At 44.7% G+C, this 16,841-nt stretch carries 15 protein-coding genes and 1 pseudogene; 6 read left to right on the forward strand and 10 right to left on the reverse strand.

Going from position 1 to position 16,841, the window contains the following annotated elements:
• Positions 1-1,416: 1,416 nt before the first annotated feature.
• The 5 genes from QUB25_RS28035 to QUB25_RS28055 all read left to right on the forward strand — a co-directional run bounded on the left by QUB25_RS28035 (position 1,417) and on the right by QUB25_RS28055 (position 7,587).
• The gene (locus QUB25_RS28035) at positions 1,417-2,559 is read left to right on the forward strand and encodes a glycosyltransferase family 4 protein (protein WP_333040555.1); all 1,143 of its coding nucleotides are present in this window, start codon (positions 1,417-1,419) and stop codon (positions 2,557-2,559) included.
• A 492-nt stretch (positions 2,560-3,051) separates the two neighbouring features.
• Complete coding sequence (locus tag QUB25_RS28040; RefSeq protein WP_333188555.1) at positions 3,052-4,128, forward strand: glycosyltransferase family 4 protein; 1,077 nt, start codon at positions 3,052-3,054, stop codon at positions 4,126-4,128.
• A gap of 104 nt (positions 4,129-4,232) precedes the next feature.
• A complete protein-coding gene (locus QUB25_RS28045) occupies positions 4,233-5,603 on the forward strand; it encodes an O-antigen ligase domain-containing protein (protein ID WP_333040558.1) in 1,371 nt (456 codons plus the stop codon).
• Positions 5,604-6,154: 551 nt separating this feature from the next.
• A complete protein-coding gene (locus QUB25_RS28050; protein WP_333040560.1) occupies positions 6,155-6,949 on the forward strand; it encodes a WecB/TagA/CpsF family glycosyltransferase in 795 nt (264 codons plus the stop codon).
• A 194-nt stretch (positions 6,950-7,143) separates the two neighbouring features.
• Positions 7,144-7,587 (forward strand): DUF4079 domain-containing protein, encoded by a 444-nt coding sequence (locus tag QUB25_RS28055; protein ID WP_333188534.1) that lies wholly within the window; start codon positions 7,144-7,146, stop codon positions 7,585-7,587.
• Between the two features lie 81 nt (positions 7,588-7,668).
• On the opposite strand, the gene QUB25_RS28060 is transcribed toward QUB25_RS28055, so the two are convergent.
• The 5 genes from QUB25_RS28060 to ubiG form a co-directional block, all read right to left on the reverse strand.
• Positions 7,669-8,577: an alpha/beta hydrolase gene (locus QUB25_RS28060; protein WP_333188537.1), complete on the reverse strand. Its 909-nt coding sequence runs from the start codon at positions 8,575-8,577 to the stop codon at positions 7,669-7,671.
• A 543-nt stretch (positions 8,578-9,120) separates the two neighbouring features.
• A complete protein-coding gene (locus QUB25_RS28065; RefSeq protein ID WP_333188539.1) occupies positions 9,121-9,858 on the reverse strand; it encodes an alpha/beta hydrolase in 738 nt (245 codons plus the stop codon).
• 202 nt (positions 9,859-10,060) lie between these two features.
• On the reverse strand, positions 10,061-10,573 hold the full coding sequence (fldA, locus tag QUB25_RS28070) for a flavodoxin FldA (RefSeq protein WP_333188541.1): 513 nt from the start codon (positions 10,571-10,573) through the stop codon (positions 10,061-10,063).
• A 162-nt stretch (positions 10,574-10,735) separates the two neighbouring features.
• Positions 10,736-11,062 carry a cupin domain-containing protein gene (locus QUB25_RS28075; RefSeq protein ID WP_333188543.1) on the reverse strand — a complete coding sequence of 109 codons (327 nt, stop codon included), beginning with the start codon at positions 11,060-11,062 and terminating at the stop codon, positions 10,736-10,738.
• A 438-nt stretch (positions 11,063-11,500) separates the two neighbouring features.
• A complete protein-coding gene (gene ubiG, locus QUB25_RS28080) occupies positions 11,501-12,346 on the reverse strand; it encodes a bifunctional 2-polyprenyl-6-hydroxyphenol methylase/3-demethylubiquinol 3-O-methyltransferase UbiG (RefSeq protein ID WP_333188546.1) in 846 nt (281 codons plus the stop codon).
• Positions 12,347-12,571: 225 nt separating this feature from the next.
• Here ubiG and QUB25_RS28085 point away from each other — a divergent pair, with 225 nt between their 5' ends.
• A complete protein-coding gene (locus QUB25_RS28085) occupies positions 12,572-13,303 on the forward strand; it encodes a TIGR04283 family arsenosugar biosynthesis glycosyltransferase (RefSeq protein WP_333188548.1) in 732 nt (243 codons plus the stop codon).
• 474 nt (positions 13,304-13,777) lie between these two features.
• On the opposite strand, the gene QUB25_RS28090 is transcribed toward QUB25_RS28085, so the two are convergent.
• From QUB25_RS28090 to QUB25_RS28110, 5 genes and pseudogenes are all read right to left on the reverse strand, one after another.
• Positions 13,778-14,464: a DivIVA domain-containing protein gene (locus QUB25_RS28090; RefSeq protein ID WP_333067804.1), complete on the reverse strand. Its 687-nt coding sequence runs from the start codon at positions 14,462-14,464 to the stop codon at positions 13,778-13,780.
• Positions 14,347-14,925, reverse strand: coding sequence for a pantetheine-phosphate adenylyltransferase (gene coaD / locus QUB25_RS28095; RefSeq protein ID WP_333067806.1), 579 nt, complete (start codon positions 14,923-14,925; stop codon positions 14,347-14,349). Before coaD ends, QUB25_RS28090 begins: the two co-directional genes overlap by 118 nt.
• A gap of 122 nt (positions 14,926-15,047) precedes the next feature.
• Entirely contained in the window at positions 15,048-15,875 is an 828-nt protein-coding gene (locus QUB25_RS28100) for a M15 family metallopeptidase (RefSeq protein WP_333040580.1), read from the reverse strand.
• Positions 15,876-16,100: 225 nt separating this feature from the next.
• A pseudogene (locus tag QUB25_RS28105) lies at positions 16,101-16,244 on the reverse strand (helix-turn-helix domain-containing protein); the annotation flags it as partial.
• Positions 16,245-16,319: 75 nt separating this feature from the next.
• Positions 16,320-16,694: a transcriptional regulator gene (locus QUB25_RS28110; protein WP_333188552.1), complete on the reverse strand. Its 375-nt coding sequence runs from the start codon at positions 16,692-16,694 to the stop codon at positions 16,320-16,322.
• Positions 16,695-16,841 lie beyond the last annotated feature (147 nt).

Consider the following 16,841-nt stretch of genomic DNA (forward strand, 5'->3'; position numbering starts at 1 on the left):
TCAAAAACCTGACCAATTATCATTGGTTTAACTATCGTTGATTTGTTAGTATTCTATGATAACCGGATTTGGTATTACTGGGCTCTTGACTGATGCTGTGCAATAATCGGACGTTCATATCTTCCCACCGGCAGATGCTTTTCGTTAAGGCATCTGATTTTAATTCTAGGTTTGGTTTTGCTGGCGATCGCATAATTTTAGCTGCATGAAAACTGGCCAACATATCGCTGCAAGCATCGGCGGCCGGGCCCCCAAGAGCAAACCGATGGTCATCCAGAATTGCAAAGTCAGGAAAAATGATGATTTCATAACATGAAATTTTTTGTACGCGAAATCGTTTGATACATACCACGAAGCCGCTGCTACTGCTTAGGAGTTAAGGTGTACACAATATAGGCCGATTAACCTTGAGTGTTCTTTTGATCTTGATAGGGTCATGTGATAATTTGCTACTGATTTTTTTTACGGTAATTACTTATACACGACTTGGGCAGGGATGCTACATATACTCGGCTCCGCAGTGGCAGTCTCTTTTGGGAACTTTTTCATGCGATCGCCTTTTATTAACACATTTAAAACTCAGGCACCTAATTAAATTTATATCTGTGAAACTCTATGTTCTGTAGCACGATTGGGAAACCTATTTTTTCAAACAGTGGACGCCTCAACCATCTTTTTTCAGGAACATACGACAACTGAGGGCGAGGGATATCTCTTGAAAAACAGGGTTTCTCCCCTCATTCGCACGTCCACAACGGTCATTCGCGCGATCGCGCCCCTGCAGGTATCTGAGAAAACCACCATCTCTGAATTTTGAAAAAATAGGAGCTTGTATCAAGCAATACCGACAGCACAGTTATCAAAAAATCACAGCTACTGATTGGTATTTATATCTGTTAGTTCCATGGGGCAATTAACATTCTCAAGGTAAGAATTCCCCTTTGGAATCTGTATAAAATTTTGCCAAAGGCGATTTCAATCTACTGAATATTGTTGCTAATGCTACCTTTATCTCCCACCTTAAAAGTTGGCTAATATTCGGTTTCCCGTACATCCCTGTCTGTTGGATAGCAAATGATGTTATCTTGAACAGAGGGTGTTGTCGAGCTTGGTGTTTGTCGCTAACAAAGCTCATATTTGATGAGGTATCTATCTTTAGGAGGAACTTTCCATGACCTGAAAATTATCCCTCTGGGAACTGTTTTGCGACCACATCAATCCTTATTATCAATGCAATGACAGTGAACTTTTGGCAGATACATATTGGGGTGTTGCAAACAGTTGATCGGTTGCATTCTATGTACACACCAGGAAAGCGGTAATTAATATTCACCCGCCCCTCTTTCCTTTTGGGCTCTAATATCAGCGCTGGTAGCAGCGCCGAAAGCGAGTTAAAGTCGTCAGCGGGACTTAAAAATGAAAATCACCTTTGTGCTTCCTACTGTGTCTCTGGCTGGTGGAATACGAGTAGTATCTATTTTCGCAGAACGTTTGAGAAAGCGAGGACACTCCGTGTTCGTCATCTCTTTACCCCACCCGCAACCGAGTATGCGCCAGCAAGTCAAGTCGCTGCTGCGAGGGCGCGGTTGGATTTCCACACCTGAAAACGAACCCTCATTTTTCGATAACTTAGGTGTAGAACACAAAATTACCGATCGCTACCGCCCGGTAGAAGACAAAGATGTACCTGACGCTGACGTAGTAGTTGCCACCTGGTGGGAAACCGCCGAGTGGGTAGCCAAACTCTCTCCTAGAAAAGGAGCAAAAGCTTATTTTATCCAGCACCACGAAATTTTTGACTATCTACCTCAAGGTAGAGTAGAAGCAACTTGGATGCTGCCGATGCACAAAATTACGATCTCTAAGTGGTTAGTTGATCTAGCTCGGACTAAATATGGCGATCGCGAAGTTTCCTTAGCTCCTCCTACCGTGGACACCAAGCAATTTTACGCCTGTCCTCGCAACAAACAATCGGTTCCTACAGTTGGCCTAATGTACTCTACAATCTACTGGAAAGGAACCGACATCGCCCTCAAAGCTTTTTCCCTAGCTGCAGAAAAGATCCCCAACCTGCGTCTGGTTGCCTTCGGTACAGGGGCCCCATCCTCGGAATTGCCCTTACCCGCCAATGCCGAGTATGTAATTCAACCCGACCAAGACAAAATCAAAGACTATTACAGCAAATGCGATGCTTGGCTGCTGGCGAGCCGCTCAGAAGGCTTCGGCTTGCCCATTATCGAAGCGATGGCGTGCCGCACTCCCGTCATCAGTACCCCAGCAGGCGCTGCTCCTGAAATTTTGAGCGGCGGTACTGGCATACTTGTAAGACCAGAAGATCCCGAAGAAATGGCAAAAGCCATAGAGCGTATCTGTCAGATGCCAAATTCCAAGTGGCAAGCCATGTCGGAAGCCGCCTATGCCAAGGTGAACAATTATACTTGGGAAGATGCCACGGATCATTTTGAAGCGGCATTGAAAGTTGCTGTAGACAAATCTAAAGACCGCGACGTTAACGTAGATTCCTTTTCTCCCTACGAAAAATTGGCGGTTGGATGCTAAGTGCCGCGCCGCCATTTGAAATTCGGCGCTACGGGCGTTTTCGGCGCCGGATTCTGGGGAGAAACTCAATATAGTTTGGTGGGGTGGTTCTGCCACAAATAAAATCGCCCCTGTCCTGTTTTCTACCCAGCAGTCTAGAGACGAATTCTAACCGCAGCGACGAGGGAATACTGGTTATAAATTGATCTGCCAAACTCTGAACCAGAGAGCAACGGAGGTTTTAAGGCTGCCTCCGTTACAGGTTAAACTTGTGTAGTCGTCAAACATCTGCCGATTTGTAATTGGGGAAAGTCCCTGACGACAAAGTAAGATCGGCTCGACTATCGAGTTACGATCGCCTCCAGCAGAGATCCCCACCGCGCACCCAACCCAAACAGAGGCTGGTAAGTGCCAACTTGCAGTTATGGAAAGGAGGAGTTTTAACCAGTATCAATCTTCCGTATCTATATGAAAATTACTTTTGTCCTGCCTACCCTGAGTCTTACAGGGGGTATGAGGGTGTTATCTATCTACACAGAACTTCTCCAAAAGCGAGGACACAAAATATTTATCGTCTCTATGCCCCCGCTGCAACCGACTTTGCTCCAACAATTGCGATCGCTGCTGAGGGGTTGGGGTTGGGAGTCCGCTCCCAAGACACAAAAGTCTCACTTTGATAAAGTGGATCTCAAAAGTCGAGTTATCGAAACCAACCGTCCAATTACTGACCTTGATGTACCTAATGCCCATATTGTCATGGCTACTTGGTGGGAAAATGCCGAGTGGGTGGCAAAACTCTCTCCCAGCCAAGGAACGAAAGTATATTTTCTCCAAGATTATGAGGCTTTTGACTACGTACCAAAAGGTCGAGTAGAGGCAACTTGGCGGCTGCGGAGGCACAAAATCGCTGTGGCCCAGTGGCTGGCCGACATCGCTCGGAATGAATACGGCGATTTGTCTGTATCTCTTGTCCCTCCTACGGTGGACACCAAACAGTTTTACGACCCCCAGTCCCGAGCAAAGCAGCCGCGAGGCAAGCAATTAGTTCCCACAGTCGGGATGTACTATACTACAACTCCCTGGAAAGGCTGCGATAGTGCCCTGAAACCTTTCTCTATAGCTGCTAAAAAAATTCCCAATCTTCCTTTAGTTGCCTTTGGTTCCGGCCATACTCCTCCTCCCAATTTGCGGTCTGATGGCACGGAGTATAATAAAGCACCTACTCAAGACCAACTAAAAGAATTTTACAGCAAATGCGATGCTTGGCCGTTTTCCAGCAGATCCGAAGGCTTCGGCTTGCCAATTTTAGAAGCTATGGCTTGTGGCACTCCAGTCATCGCCACTCCTGCTGGTGCGGCTGCGGAACTACTTGCTGGCGGGGGTGGCATACTTGTCAAGCCAGAAGACCCAGAGGATATGGCAAAAGCGATCGAGCAGATTTGTCACTTGCCTGATGCTGAATGGCGCGCAATGTCCGAGACTGCTTGGGAAAAGGTGATGAATGATACTGGAGAGGATGCAACTAATCTCTTCGAGGCGGCACTATACACCGCTTTGGAACGTCAGGCACAATTAACGAACAAGACGTAAAATTGAGGTTGATTTAAAAGATTGGGGTTGGGCGATCGTTTAAGCGAGAATTTTTCTTGGGCAATTGAGTTGTCTTTCTATAATTTTACTGCCAAAAAAGACCTATGGCTGCATTAATCCCACTTGCTATGTTCGGCTTTATTCCAGTCGTTTTTTACCTGTTTGTGAGGTTTCCGGCTCAGCGGGCGGTAATTATAAGTTTTGTTGCAGCCTGGCTGTTTTTGCCGCAAGCTTCTTATCCTATCCCCCTACTGCCACCGTATACAAAAATTTCCGCAGCTTGCTACGGCATTTTGCTGGGGACTCTTATCTACGATCCTGCGCGCCTCACATCTTTTAAGCCCGGTTGGCTGGACGTGCCAATGGTAATTTTGTGTTTGTGTCCAATTATTTCACAAGTTAGTAATGGCGGCAGCCCGCTTTCTCCGACTATCAAGCAAATCGTTACTTGGGGTCTGCCTTATTTTTTAGGACGCTTGTATGTGGGTAATTTAGATGGGCTGCGACAATTGGCGATCGGGATTTTTGCCGGTGGGTTGGCCTACATTCCTTTTACTTTAATTGAAGGGGTTAGGGGCCCTATTCTGCACCAAATGATTTACGGGGTCAATGCCTTTGAGGACTGGGGTCAAGCAAGGCGTATGGGGGGGTGGAGACCGGTAGTATTTATGCAGCACGGTTTGATGGTGGGCCTGTGGATGATGACAGCCGCCTTAATTGCTCTTTGGCTCTGGCAAACTGGGACGCTCAAAAAGTTTATGGGCCGTAACATCAAGACTTTAGCAATTATATTAACTATCGCTTTTTTCCTGTGCCGTTCTACTGGCGCCTACAGTTTATTTGCAATGGCGTTGCTCGTATTATTCTCTGCCAAGTGGTTTCGCACCTCTTTGCCCTTGCTCTTGATAATTGGATATATAGTGTTTTATCTGTACGTAGCTGCATCGGGTCAATTTTCGAGCAAAGACGTGATTAATTTCATCACTCCAGTATTTGGCGAAGAACGAGCCGCCTCTTTGAAGTTTAGATTTGACAATGAAGAGATATTGGGGGAAAAGGCGCGGCAAAGATTTATGTTTGGCTGGGGAGATTCCGGCGGAAACCGCGTGTACGACGAGTACGGTAATGATATCTCGGTCACCGACAGCTTATGGATTATTGCCTTTGGCGTCAACGGTGCACTCGGTTTAGTTAGTTTATTTTCTTCATTATTACTTCCTGTTATTGTCTTTTGCGTGTTTAAATATCCCGCCAGAACCTGGTCTAATCCCAAGGTAGCACCCGCTGCAGCCCTGGGAGTAGCCTTAACTATGTACATGTTTGACTGTGTTTTGAACGCTATGACTAACCCGATTTTTGCGATGATTGCTGGAGGAATAGCGGGTCTGGTCTTAAAAGCTCCAGAAAGTCTTAAGGCCAAGAAAACCGGTTCGCCACCAAGAAGACAGGCGCTGGTTCACCAAAAATCAGGATGATTTTCATGAAGGCGATCGCTCCTTCACTTCAAGCTTGACACTATCTTGCCTTCCCTGGAGACAAAAACTAAAAAATCTACCACTTTTGGATGAAATGCAGTTCTGAAGCTGCCAGATATTTGTCACTCGGTTAAAATTTTAACCTCATAAACTCTTTTTTACATTCATATCAAATCCGGTTGCATTGGAATGATTAAACCGCTCTTGACGCAGAGAATACAGAGGAAGAGAACAGAAAGATGAATAATTGCGATCCAACCGGATTTGATATCATTGGCAATGCTTCAACAAGTATTAGCACTGGATGACTTTTTTCTTGAAACTGTGTTGCGAGTTATCAACTTAAAAGTGAGCTTTATACACTTTTTCTAAAACGAGATGATTCTTTACATAATCTTTAAAAATCCTCACTAGACACGCAGGGTTTAGGAGGATATACTGAGAAAAGTATGTTCACCGAAGCACCTAGGTAGTTAAAACACGAAACTGAATGGTGGGTTATAATAGTAGTTTGAGTTGTAGTTTAATATAAAGTGGGAAGGGAATCATAAATGAAAACCGTTAATTTATTGAATGTCTCGATAGATAACTTGTCAATCACAGAGTTGTTTGAAAAACTCGACTGCGAAGGTGGTGTCGTATTTACACCCAATGTAGATCACTTGATTAAGTTGCAGTATGACCGCGACTTCTATGAAGCTTACAATACATCTACTTATAGAGTCTGCGACAGTCAAATATTGATGTATGCCTCCAAGTTTTTGGGTACTCCTCTCAAAGAAAAAATTTCTGGTTCTGATTTGTTCCCTGCATTTTATATGTATCACAAAGATAACGAGAAGATTAAAATATTTTTGCTAGGAGCTGCTGAAGGTATTGCTAGGCAAGCCCAGGAAAAAATTAACCAAAAAATTGGTAGAGAAATAGTGGTTGAAGCACTTTCTCCTTCTTTTGGCTTTGAAAAAAATGAGGAAGAATGTGAAACAATAATTGACGCGATCAATAAATCAGGAGCGACAGTTCTGGCTATAGGAGTGGGAGCGCCCAAGCAAGAGAAGTGGCTGGTTAAATACAGGAGCAAATTAACACACGTCAAAATTTTCTTAGCCGTAGGTGCAACCATTGATTTTGAAGCTGGTTGCAAAGCGAGAGCTCCCAAATGGATGAGCGAAGTCGGCATAGAATGGGCGTACCGACTGTTAAGTGAACCGAGAAGGTTGTGGAAAAGATATTTGATTGAAGGTTTGCCTTTTTTCCGATTAATCTTAGAACAAAAATTAGGCTTTTATAAAATGCCTTTCATGGACAGCAAAACCACCAATCTAAAATGGGAAGGTGGCTCCTAAAAATGGCAGCGACAAATCTCTAGCGTAAATTAAGCTGAGTATCAGAGAAAGTGCGTTTGACTTCCAGGCAAGACGGATGCCATTTGTGGATAGTCCGATCGCAGTTTCTCTCAAAATAATTCATTTTTGCTTTCAAGTCCAGGTAAAATCGGAAAGAAACCTTTTGTGGAAAATCCTAATTAGGGATGCAACCGATGAATCTGCCTTCTTTCTTGTGGTTGTGGAAAATAGCGGCTTGGTCAATGGGTGTTGCCCTGTTGGCTTACCTGTTGCTGGCCGTTACTGGAACGTGGATGTTTGCCGCTAGGAGTACCAAACAACCCCGCCCAAAATGGCTGCGTCCCTTTCATTTAGCCACTGGTGCGGGGATGGCGACTTTGGTAATTTTACTGCTGGGAATTGGTGTAGTCGGTACGCTAGGATACTACGGCAATTTGGGTCACTCGGCTCATTTACCGGCGGGGTTAGCTGTTGTGGCTTTGGTGTTGCTTTCTGTGGGAAGCGGGCTGCAAATTGGTCCTAAACATCCTTGGGCGCGTCCCCTCCATATCGGCACTAATTTGGCCTTGTGTGGGGGATTTGTGACTGTGTTGCTCACAGGATGGACGATCGTACAAAAGTATTTGCCCAAAGTTTGAAACCTGTCTATTTGACCTCAAACTCTACCAAATATGCAAGGGAAAACATATATGTAAGGTGCGCTGCAGCGCACCCTAAGTTTATTTTTTTTGTGTGATTCCGCTTTTGGTGATGAATTCTAAAATATGCTGCGCGGTAATTTGTGGCTTTTCTAAGTGGGGAACGTGCCCGCAGTCAGGTATCCAAATTAGTTGAGAATTGGCGATCGCCCTTGCAAACTTTTCCGCATCCGCCGTCCCCAAAATCCGGTCTTGTTTTCCCCACAAAATCAGAGTCTGCTGCTGAATTTGCGATAATTTTTCCCCAAAACCTCCGTAACCGCCGCTTTTGGTAAACGCAATTAAAGCTTGATTCCAGTTGGGCATTTCCAAGTGCAAAGCAGCACAAGTTTGAGCGTCTTGAGAAGCCAAATTTTTATCGAAATAAGCATTGACGCTAATTCGCTGGCGAATTTTGGGATTGCGTAAAAATGAAGTTGCCAGATACCCTAAAGGAGGAATTAAAAACTTTCCCTTATTAGAACTGATGGCAAAACCTGCGCTATCTATTAACACTAATTGTTTCACAGCTTCGGGATAATTGAGAGTGAAATCAATGGCTGCTGCACCTCCCATTGAAGCACCGACTAAGATTACAGGCTGCGAAATTAGCGTTTTCCAAAAATAGTAAAGATGACTTTCAATTGCCCTCGCGCTGAATGCCAAACCAGCCGCTCTTTCTGTAAAGCCAAAACCCAACAAATCAACCGCCCAAGTTTCATTTTCAGCAGCTAGCAGCGGCAACAGGCGGCGGAATTCAAACAAGGAACTGTCGAAGCCGTGAATTAGCAAAATTGGTGTGTTGCCGCTGCCTTGGCGTACGTAGGTTGTGGCAATTGGTCCAGAAGATAGGGGAGTAGTAATTGCCTCTCGTTGAATGCTTTGGGCTAAGGCAATTGAGGTAGATTCTGTGAGTTGTGCGATCGATTTTGGCAGAAAACTTGCTGGCATAATTCTTGATAAATTGTGAATCGGTAGGGGCGATGCCACTCTGTCCGCCCTAAAATTTAAGTATATATGTTTGCTCGATCGCTATTTTAGGAGTTCGGGCGAGTCCTTAAAATTTGATCGATACTCAGTATCCCTCTGCCCAGGCTAAGGCTGAGTTTGTTAACAAGATGTTAAAATATTTTATAATCGTTGTTAATAATTGCTGTTTAATCTACCCTTACCTTCCTCTGCGTTAAGACCGTCTTTGCAGTTTATTCACAAAAACTAATTGACAAATCTAATAAAATTAGCCTACCATTTACTCAAACATCTGAATATATTTTAAATATTTTTTACAATTATTCTAAAATATCAAAAACAGACTGAGGATAACTCAAACTCCATACCTCAAAATCCTAGCAAATAAAATTGGCAGCATGGACTGGGACAACTGCGCCAAAAAAGTCGAAGCCTGTATGCAAAAGTTGCCATGAATTACGGAAATTAATCTACTATTTGCCACATTAAGTTTCGATAAATTGAACAACGAATAGCAAGCTTCACCTAAAACTTAAAATTTAAAATTGGTTGGTGGCTGTGTACATATAGCCAAAAGTTGAGTATTTTTTCGCCCACTTGTTCAGGATAGAAGTGGTGAAAGAAATGTCTACCGTCTTGACATTCCCAAAGCATATCGCCTTTTTTAAGAAATTTCGACCAGCGACGCATGACAACAGGAGATACCAGAAAATCAGTTTTGCTACTGCATATTAACAAAGGTACTTCTACACCTTCATCGTGGGAATTACTAATCCTAAATAAGGAGTGAGGACAAGGAGAACAGGCTAAGTCATTATCAAAATATGAGATGAATTTTTGATGGATAATTTGATTTTGGCATCCCAGTATATCGCCTACTATTTGATTCAAAACTTGTTTGCGACTCCGGGGAAAAGCTGAAAGATACGTATAGTAATGTGCTTGCCAATTAATAGCAGATGGCAAACCCACAGATAAAAGTCCCAAAGAACGTACTTTGTGAGGATAGCGGCGCGCATACATTAAACCAACTAATCCGCTGGTACTGTGGCCCATGAGATGAATTGGGCGATCGCGCAATGTTAAAAAATCGTGCAAAAGTTCAACAGCCATATCTAAAGAGCAAGCTTCGTCTTCAGTTTGTTGGTATTCCCATATCTGCACGGGTACAGAATCATTTAAGTAGGAAAGCAGCGATCGATCGAAGAATTGCAAACTCGGACTTACACTTAACCAAAGCACGTCTTCTGAACTAAACTTCATTTATTTTAAGTTGGATATCGAGTTATTCACAATTATAATTTATAGCCTTTCTCAGAAAGATGAGGTACTATAGGGCATAGGACATAGGGCATTCCTCACTTTTTTGAGAACCGCTGTATTTGCTAGATTTTCGGGGCGGGTTGAGTGCGTAATTTTTATTTTCGCACATCATCTAATTGCCAAACCCGCCCTACCGTGAAGTCTACAAGCTAAATTCTCTCTTGAGTTGAGATACCCAAGATTTGATGCGCGATTCCGTCAGATCGGATTGGTTGTCTTCATCAATAGCAAGACCCAAAAACTTGCCATCAACTACAGCTTTAGACTCATTAAAATCATAGCCATCTATCGGCCAATAGCCAACTGTTTCACCGCCCTGTTCAGAAATCTTTTCAGCCAAAATCCCCATTGCATCCATAAAATTATCCGGGTAGCCTTCTTGGTCGCCAGTTCCCACATAAGCTACTTTTTTGCCACTAAAATCAATATCATCAAGTTCAGGCAAAAAACCTTCCCAGTCGCTTTGCAGTTCGCTGATATTCCAAGTCGGACAAGCGATAATCAGACATTCGTATTCCGCAAAATCATCATTTTCAACGCTGCCGATATCGTGCAAGGTCACGATATCGCCACCAAATTCATCTCGAATCATTTCAGCTACAGACTCAGTTTTCCCAGTTGTAGTTCCGTAGAAAAGACCAATTGATTTCGACATTGTTACTCCGAAGGTGAAATTTGATAGTGCTTGAGAATTATTTTTTTTGAGTCAGGATTTGGCATTTCCTGCCTGCAATTGAGACAAAAACAGTAGACACGGTTGTGGCGAACCTGAGAAATTAGGGAGTCAAGGCAGCAAGGACACTGTTTTTTCATCTACTTAAAGTTGAAAATTCATTAACCAAGCTGACTCACTCAGATCGGGGTCTGGTTCGCAGTCAATTAGTAACAAATTCAGCGTCGTTTGTACTTTTAGACTGCGCGGGATGCCGGCGGGTACAAACACAAATACTCCCGGTGTTAAAGTGACTGTTTGATCGCACACCGTGAGAGTTCCCACTCCTTCTAAGACGGCGATGGTTCCATCTTTAAACTTATCGAGGTCAGGTATTTCGGAATTTTTACCCAAACTCATCAGTTTTTGGCTGTCGGCTGGTTGTCCGTCGCTGATTGGCGAGGCTGACGCGGAAACTATTGCTGCTGTCACGGTGATTGACCTCCAAGTACTGTTAACTTCCGGCAGTTATTGCAATTAATATTCAATAAGCTACCATGCAATCTAGATAAATTGTCAACAGTTAAACATTAAGTTTTGTTGCAGCAGGCCGTGTATCTGGGTTGAAAAGCAGCATTTGCACCCGTAAATTGAGACAGGGCGGTCATTTGGGTCAAACAAACTGCGATTGGCGATTCGGTTCACGCCAAAATACTTGCTAATTATTATCATTTAACTTTAAAACACTCATCAGTCATCATAGGACTTACGCAGAAACCGGGTTTGATGGACGAAAATATTGCATCCCGGCCTTTGACACTGATGAAAAACCCGGTTTCTTTAGTATTTATCCGTAAGTTCTACATCAGTCAACAGTTAACAAACAGCCCACCGCCAACAGTCAACAGCCAACAGTCAACAGTCAACACACTACTTCTTCGCCCCAACGCCAACATACATAATCGACTTATCCTCATTAATTTGGATTTTAAACAACCCTGATTTTTTGTAATCCATATAGTTAGCTAGATTAGATGTTAGAGTTTGAGATACTTGTTTTAAAATACCCGCCGAAGGAAACACCTGCTTGCCGCGTGTAAAATCTTCCCAAAACCCGTGCATTGTGGCTAACATAGCGCCAATTTCGCCAAACATATCAAAACCTTTAATTTGAATATTGCCAAAACCAATATCCTGCATTACCACAGATAGTTCCTCCGGGGTAATAAATTTTTCCCAATCGTGAACGCCCCGCCTAATTTCCTGCAAAATATTTTCCATCAGTCCTATCATCACAATTTGCGAGGAAAAAGTTCGGTTGATTGTATCAAAAAAGAACAGTCCCCCAGGCTTGAGAATCCTGTGCACCTCAGACACAACTTTTTTGTAATCCGCCACGTGCTCCAAAACATCCACGCAGATTACAACATCAAAGGTATTGTCGTCGTAGGGCATATTTTCGGCAAAGCCTTGCCTGTAGTCAATCTCAAAACCGCTGGTAACTGCGTGATTTTGAGCGGCTACAATACATTTGTCCGATCGATCTATTCCAGAAACAATAGCACCTCTCTCGGCCATAAACTCGCAAGAAAAGCCGCCGCCGCACCCGACATCTAAGGTTTTCAGCCCTTGCCAGTTAGTCGCGTGTCTGTCGAAGAACTCAAATCTGGGTTTGTTTAGGTGGTATAAAGCATAAATTTTAGCATTTTCGTCCCACCAATTATCGGCATTTTCATCATAAAATTCTAAATCATTTTTTACTTCTGTTTTCTGCACGATTTTCTCAGTCCTGATTAGTGGAAAATATATATGGCGATTGCACATTTGCGGGATTTTATAGGACGCCTATACACCTAATTTTTGTAAAAAAACCGAGGTTTCGTGACAAATTCGCAGGCAGACACCAGGTTCCTGAATCCGCGCGCGTAAGTTCTATTTTATCGTTAGTTGTGAATCGCCACAGTTTTTTATTATAATAGCTCTGGCATAAATTTCAACCAGATGGATCGCGTTTCTATTATCATCCCAGCCCTCAACGAAGCGACTTGTCTGCAACGCACTCTCCGCCAACTCAGCATCCTTAATCCTCCCGCTTGGGAAGTGTTGGTGGTAGACGGCGGCAGTCAAGACGAAACAGTGGCGATCGCACTTTCCGCCGCCACCCGCGTTATTTCTAGCAGTATAGCCGGACGATCCCTGCAAATGAATTTAGGTGCTCAAGTCGCCACCGGTGAAATTCTGTGCTTTCTCCACGCCGATACTTTAGTTCCCGACGACATTGTAGCAGTCATCCAGAAAACTTTGTCCGATGCCGAAATTTCCGGCGGCGGGTTTATCTCCCTGATGGCTGGTTCGCAGCAAACAAGGTGGGGTTTTTCCCTCCACAATTACGTGAAAACTTATTACGCGCCGCTGTTATTTCGACCTCATTTATTTTTCAAAGGATTGCGCCTGCTGTTTGGCGACCAAGTTATTTTTTGTCGCCGTACCGATTTTTGGGAATGCGCCGGTTTCGATGCAGCGCTGCCCATTATGGAGGAAGCGGATTTGTGTTTGAAGTTAGTGCGACGGGGGAGACTTAAGTTAGTCAATCGGGTAGTGGAAAGTAGCGACCGGCGAGTTGCAAATTGGGGCGAATTTAAAGCAATTGCGATCTATCTTTCGATTGGTTTTTTGTGGGGTTTTGGCGTTTCTCCCCGCTATCTCAAGCAGTTTTATGAAGACATCCGCTGAAACACAAAATTTGATTAAATTCCCAGAATGTACTGGCTGTAATTTTTGGGCATAACTTTCTACAACAGGTAAATAATCGCCCAACAACCGTACAAATGACCTCTCACTAAAAAGCCGAGTTTCAGCAGCGGAGATACGAGGCTAATAAACTTATAAAACGCTAACAAAACCTATTTCACTACCGTCTAATCCAGGAGATATAAAGGTAATGAATAAGCAGACAATATTGTGATTAACCCAGATACTCTATCTACAGGAAAGTGCGATACTCTTAGAAAATGCCAGGATGGACAATACGAACAAAATTGCGTATCTTTGAGAAGATATTTTAAAAAAGAGCGGAGAAACCATCCCTCCGAATTAACTCCACTTACCAGGTAATATTCCCAAATGCTAGCTAGATAAAATGCGAAAAAAAATCTACCTCAATTAGGTAGACTTTTAGAAATTTTCAAGCAATGAGTTCACTGTTGGCTAACCGTTGTTGTGATGGATGTGCGACGTAGAAACACTATCCAACTGATCGCGCCCGTTGCGGATCACGCGCAGCATATCGCTCAACTTGTGCTCGATATTATCGAGCACTTGGTCGGCATAATCATCGGCTCCGTTTTGAATTTCCTCGCATTCAGCCATCGCCCTGACTCTCATCTCTTCCAATTCCTCTTGAGCCTGGTAGCGAATTTGTTCGACTTCCGCCAGCGTGGCCTGCTGAATTGCCTCGCAGTCGAGCAAAACTTGCTGGCGCAACTGATCGGCTTCTATCTTCGCCTGCTGGAGCAGGCCCATATCGTTTAAAATTTCTGCTGCTCTCTGTTCTGCTGCTTCTATCACTTCCTGAGCGTAAAGTTCCGCCTCTTGAAGCAAGTCGTCTTTGTGCCGGATGATCGTCTCGGCTTCCTGAAAGGCGATCGGCAAATTTAGCCTCACCAAGTCTAACTGATCGAGCAACTGTTCTTCATCCACCAGAGTGCGTCTGGTCATGGGAATTCGTGGACTGTCGAGAACAATTTCCTCAAGCCGGTTCAATTCCCGCTGGATGTCTACTCCTGCGGTTCGGGTGGGGTCTCCGAAGGCGGATGTGTTCTGAGGCGATTCGTTCTCAGTGCCGCGTCCGGTACTGTCGGGTTCGATGCGAGTTGGTTCCTGCTGGCGTAACATTTGTAAATATCTAGGGCGACGTGTTTCGGAACAAGATGATCTACGGAGCCACCAAACTTGGCTATTTCTTTAACTACACTACTACTTAAAAAGCTGTACTCGTTAGAAGTTGCCAAAAAAACTGTTTCAATTTCACCCAGAAGGGTTTTATTGGTGTGGGCCATCTGGAGTTCCATTTCAAAATCTGTTAATACCCGGAGCCCCCGCAGCAGCACTTTGGCTTGTCGAATCTTAGCATAGTTTACTGTCAAACCCTCAAAACTGTCTACTTCTACATTTGGCAAGTGTTGGGTAGAGCGCAGGATCTGCTCGATCCGTTCCTCTACGGTGAAGAGAGGGGTTTTGCTGGGGTTTCTGACTACGGTAACAATTACCCGGTCAAACAGTTTAGATCCCCGCTCGATAATGTCTGCGTGACCGAAGGTAATGGGGTCAAAGCTGCCTGGATAGATTGCAATCACGAGTTTGGCTCAACGGAGTGAGGGGGAGTGGAGGAGTGGAGGAGTGGGAGAATGGGAGAGTGGGAGAGTGGGAGAGTGGCAAAGCCGGAGATGTGGACAATCTTCCTTCTTCCTTCTTCCTTCTACTTTTTCATGGAATGAGCTTTGTAGAAAGTTTCGAGGCTTTGCTTGTCGCCCACAAACCGCCAGTGCCAAGGCTCGTAACTAACGCCTTGGCGATTGTTTTTGGGGAAGGACATTTCAAAGCTGAAGGCGACGGCGTTGGCTTCTAACCACTTGAATGCTTCGGTATTTTCAAAACTGGGGCTGAGGTTGTGTTCCGGGGCGCTGCCGTCGCCGATGTCGATCGCGTAACCGGTGTGGTGTTCGCTGTAACCTGGAGGGGCGCTGACTTCGGCTCGCTTGCTGGCGTTTTGCCTGCGTTCGGCTTTCACGTCAAAAAATACGTGCTGTTGGTCTTGCAGGGAGCGAAAGCCGGATATGGGAGCGAAGTAGATGCCTGATGCGGCGGCGGCGTTGGCCATTTCTTGATATTTTGCTGCTGCTGAGGTGCGGAGTTTGACGCTACCGTCGGAGGTGACGCCTACCAAGTCTTTGGCTGGTGCTTCTGGGTACGGCAAGTGTCCCAGGAGGTTGTCTGGGGTTGTGGGGACTTTAGGGGTGCTAGCTGGACTCGCGACAGACGGAGACGCGGAACTTGTCGGCGCTGAGTTTTGTTGAGTTGGCTCTGCCTGACTGGTGGCTGGGAACAAGTTAAAGTTGAGGTGCAGCCAGATGCTGACCCCACAGGCTAGTGCGGCCAACCCTAGCAGTTTCCAAATCAGCCCTTTTTTCTTGGACTGACTCTGCCCTGCTTCTGGGTATGGGTGGTCTCGTACTGCTTCTGGAATTTCGTCGGCGACAAGCTCCGAGGCTTGCGGGGGTTTTCTTGACAGACTAGCGTTATCCAAGCCAGCTCCACTCCTGCACTTCAATAAGGCTCAACGTTAAAAATTGTAGACCGATATGGGCGATCCAACAGCTACAATTGCCGCTGAGAATATATCATCTCTTTCACACTTCGCCCCGTCCCATCCGCCAACTCTCGCATCTGTTGCTTGGGCCCACAGTCGATCGTCCCTGCGAGGCCGAACTGGTTGGCGCTGGTAGCGCTGGTTTATTTTAAGTGTAATTTGTTACTGTTCCACAAAATCCAAAAATTCTTCGATCGACACATCAAACGTCCGGGCCAATTTTAGGAGAACACCGATGTCAGCCATTGCCATACCGGGCGATCGGGCATAACTTTTAACAGTATTGTAGGATACCCCGGAGCGATCGGCTACTTCCTTTAGCGCTCAGGGTTCGAGCGCCGTTAAGGTCTAATTAGTAGCTTAAGGCTCGATCGACCAAAATCAAACATTACCAACTTGGGCCAACTCAACATCACTAACAGAACCTTCGTCTTCCCCTTTCTCCCCTTCATCAACCGCAACTGTTAACTTCAATCCCAAAACCTTCAGCCAATGGGCTAAAGCATAAATTGTCGCCGTCCCTTCTGGCGACAACAAAACATCTAATTTTTCCAAATGGAATTTAGCATCTTCAGCAGACATATTTGGTTCGCCCAGAGCCTCAAATACATCTCGAAGTGCTTTTCGCATGATTTTTAATTCCAAATCTCCTTCTTCCTCCTCAAAAATCTCTGTAAGATAGCCAGCAGAATATGCCGGATCTTTGAGATTTGAGATTTTATAGGGGTGATAAGGTAAGCTCTTAGGCATTGTCATTGTCTTAACTCCTGTAATCTGTCCAGTATGTTTTAGCCTTGCGGATATCTTGCTCTTGAGTGCTTTTATCCGGGTCTTCTGGGTTGGCGGTGATAAGAAAGACTAATTAGAAAAGCAAGCTAATAGTCGATCTCGAAAATTGTCAAA

It is taken from the genome of Microcoleus sp. B3-D7, from assembly GCF_036705305.1.
Classification (GTDB): Bacteria; Cyanobacteriota; Cyanobacteriia; order Cyanobacteriales; family Microcoleaceae; genus Microcoleus.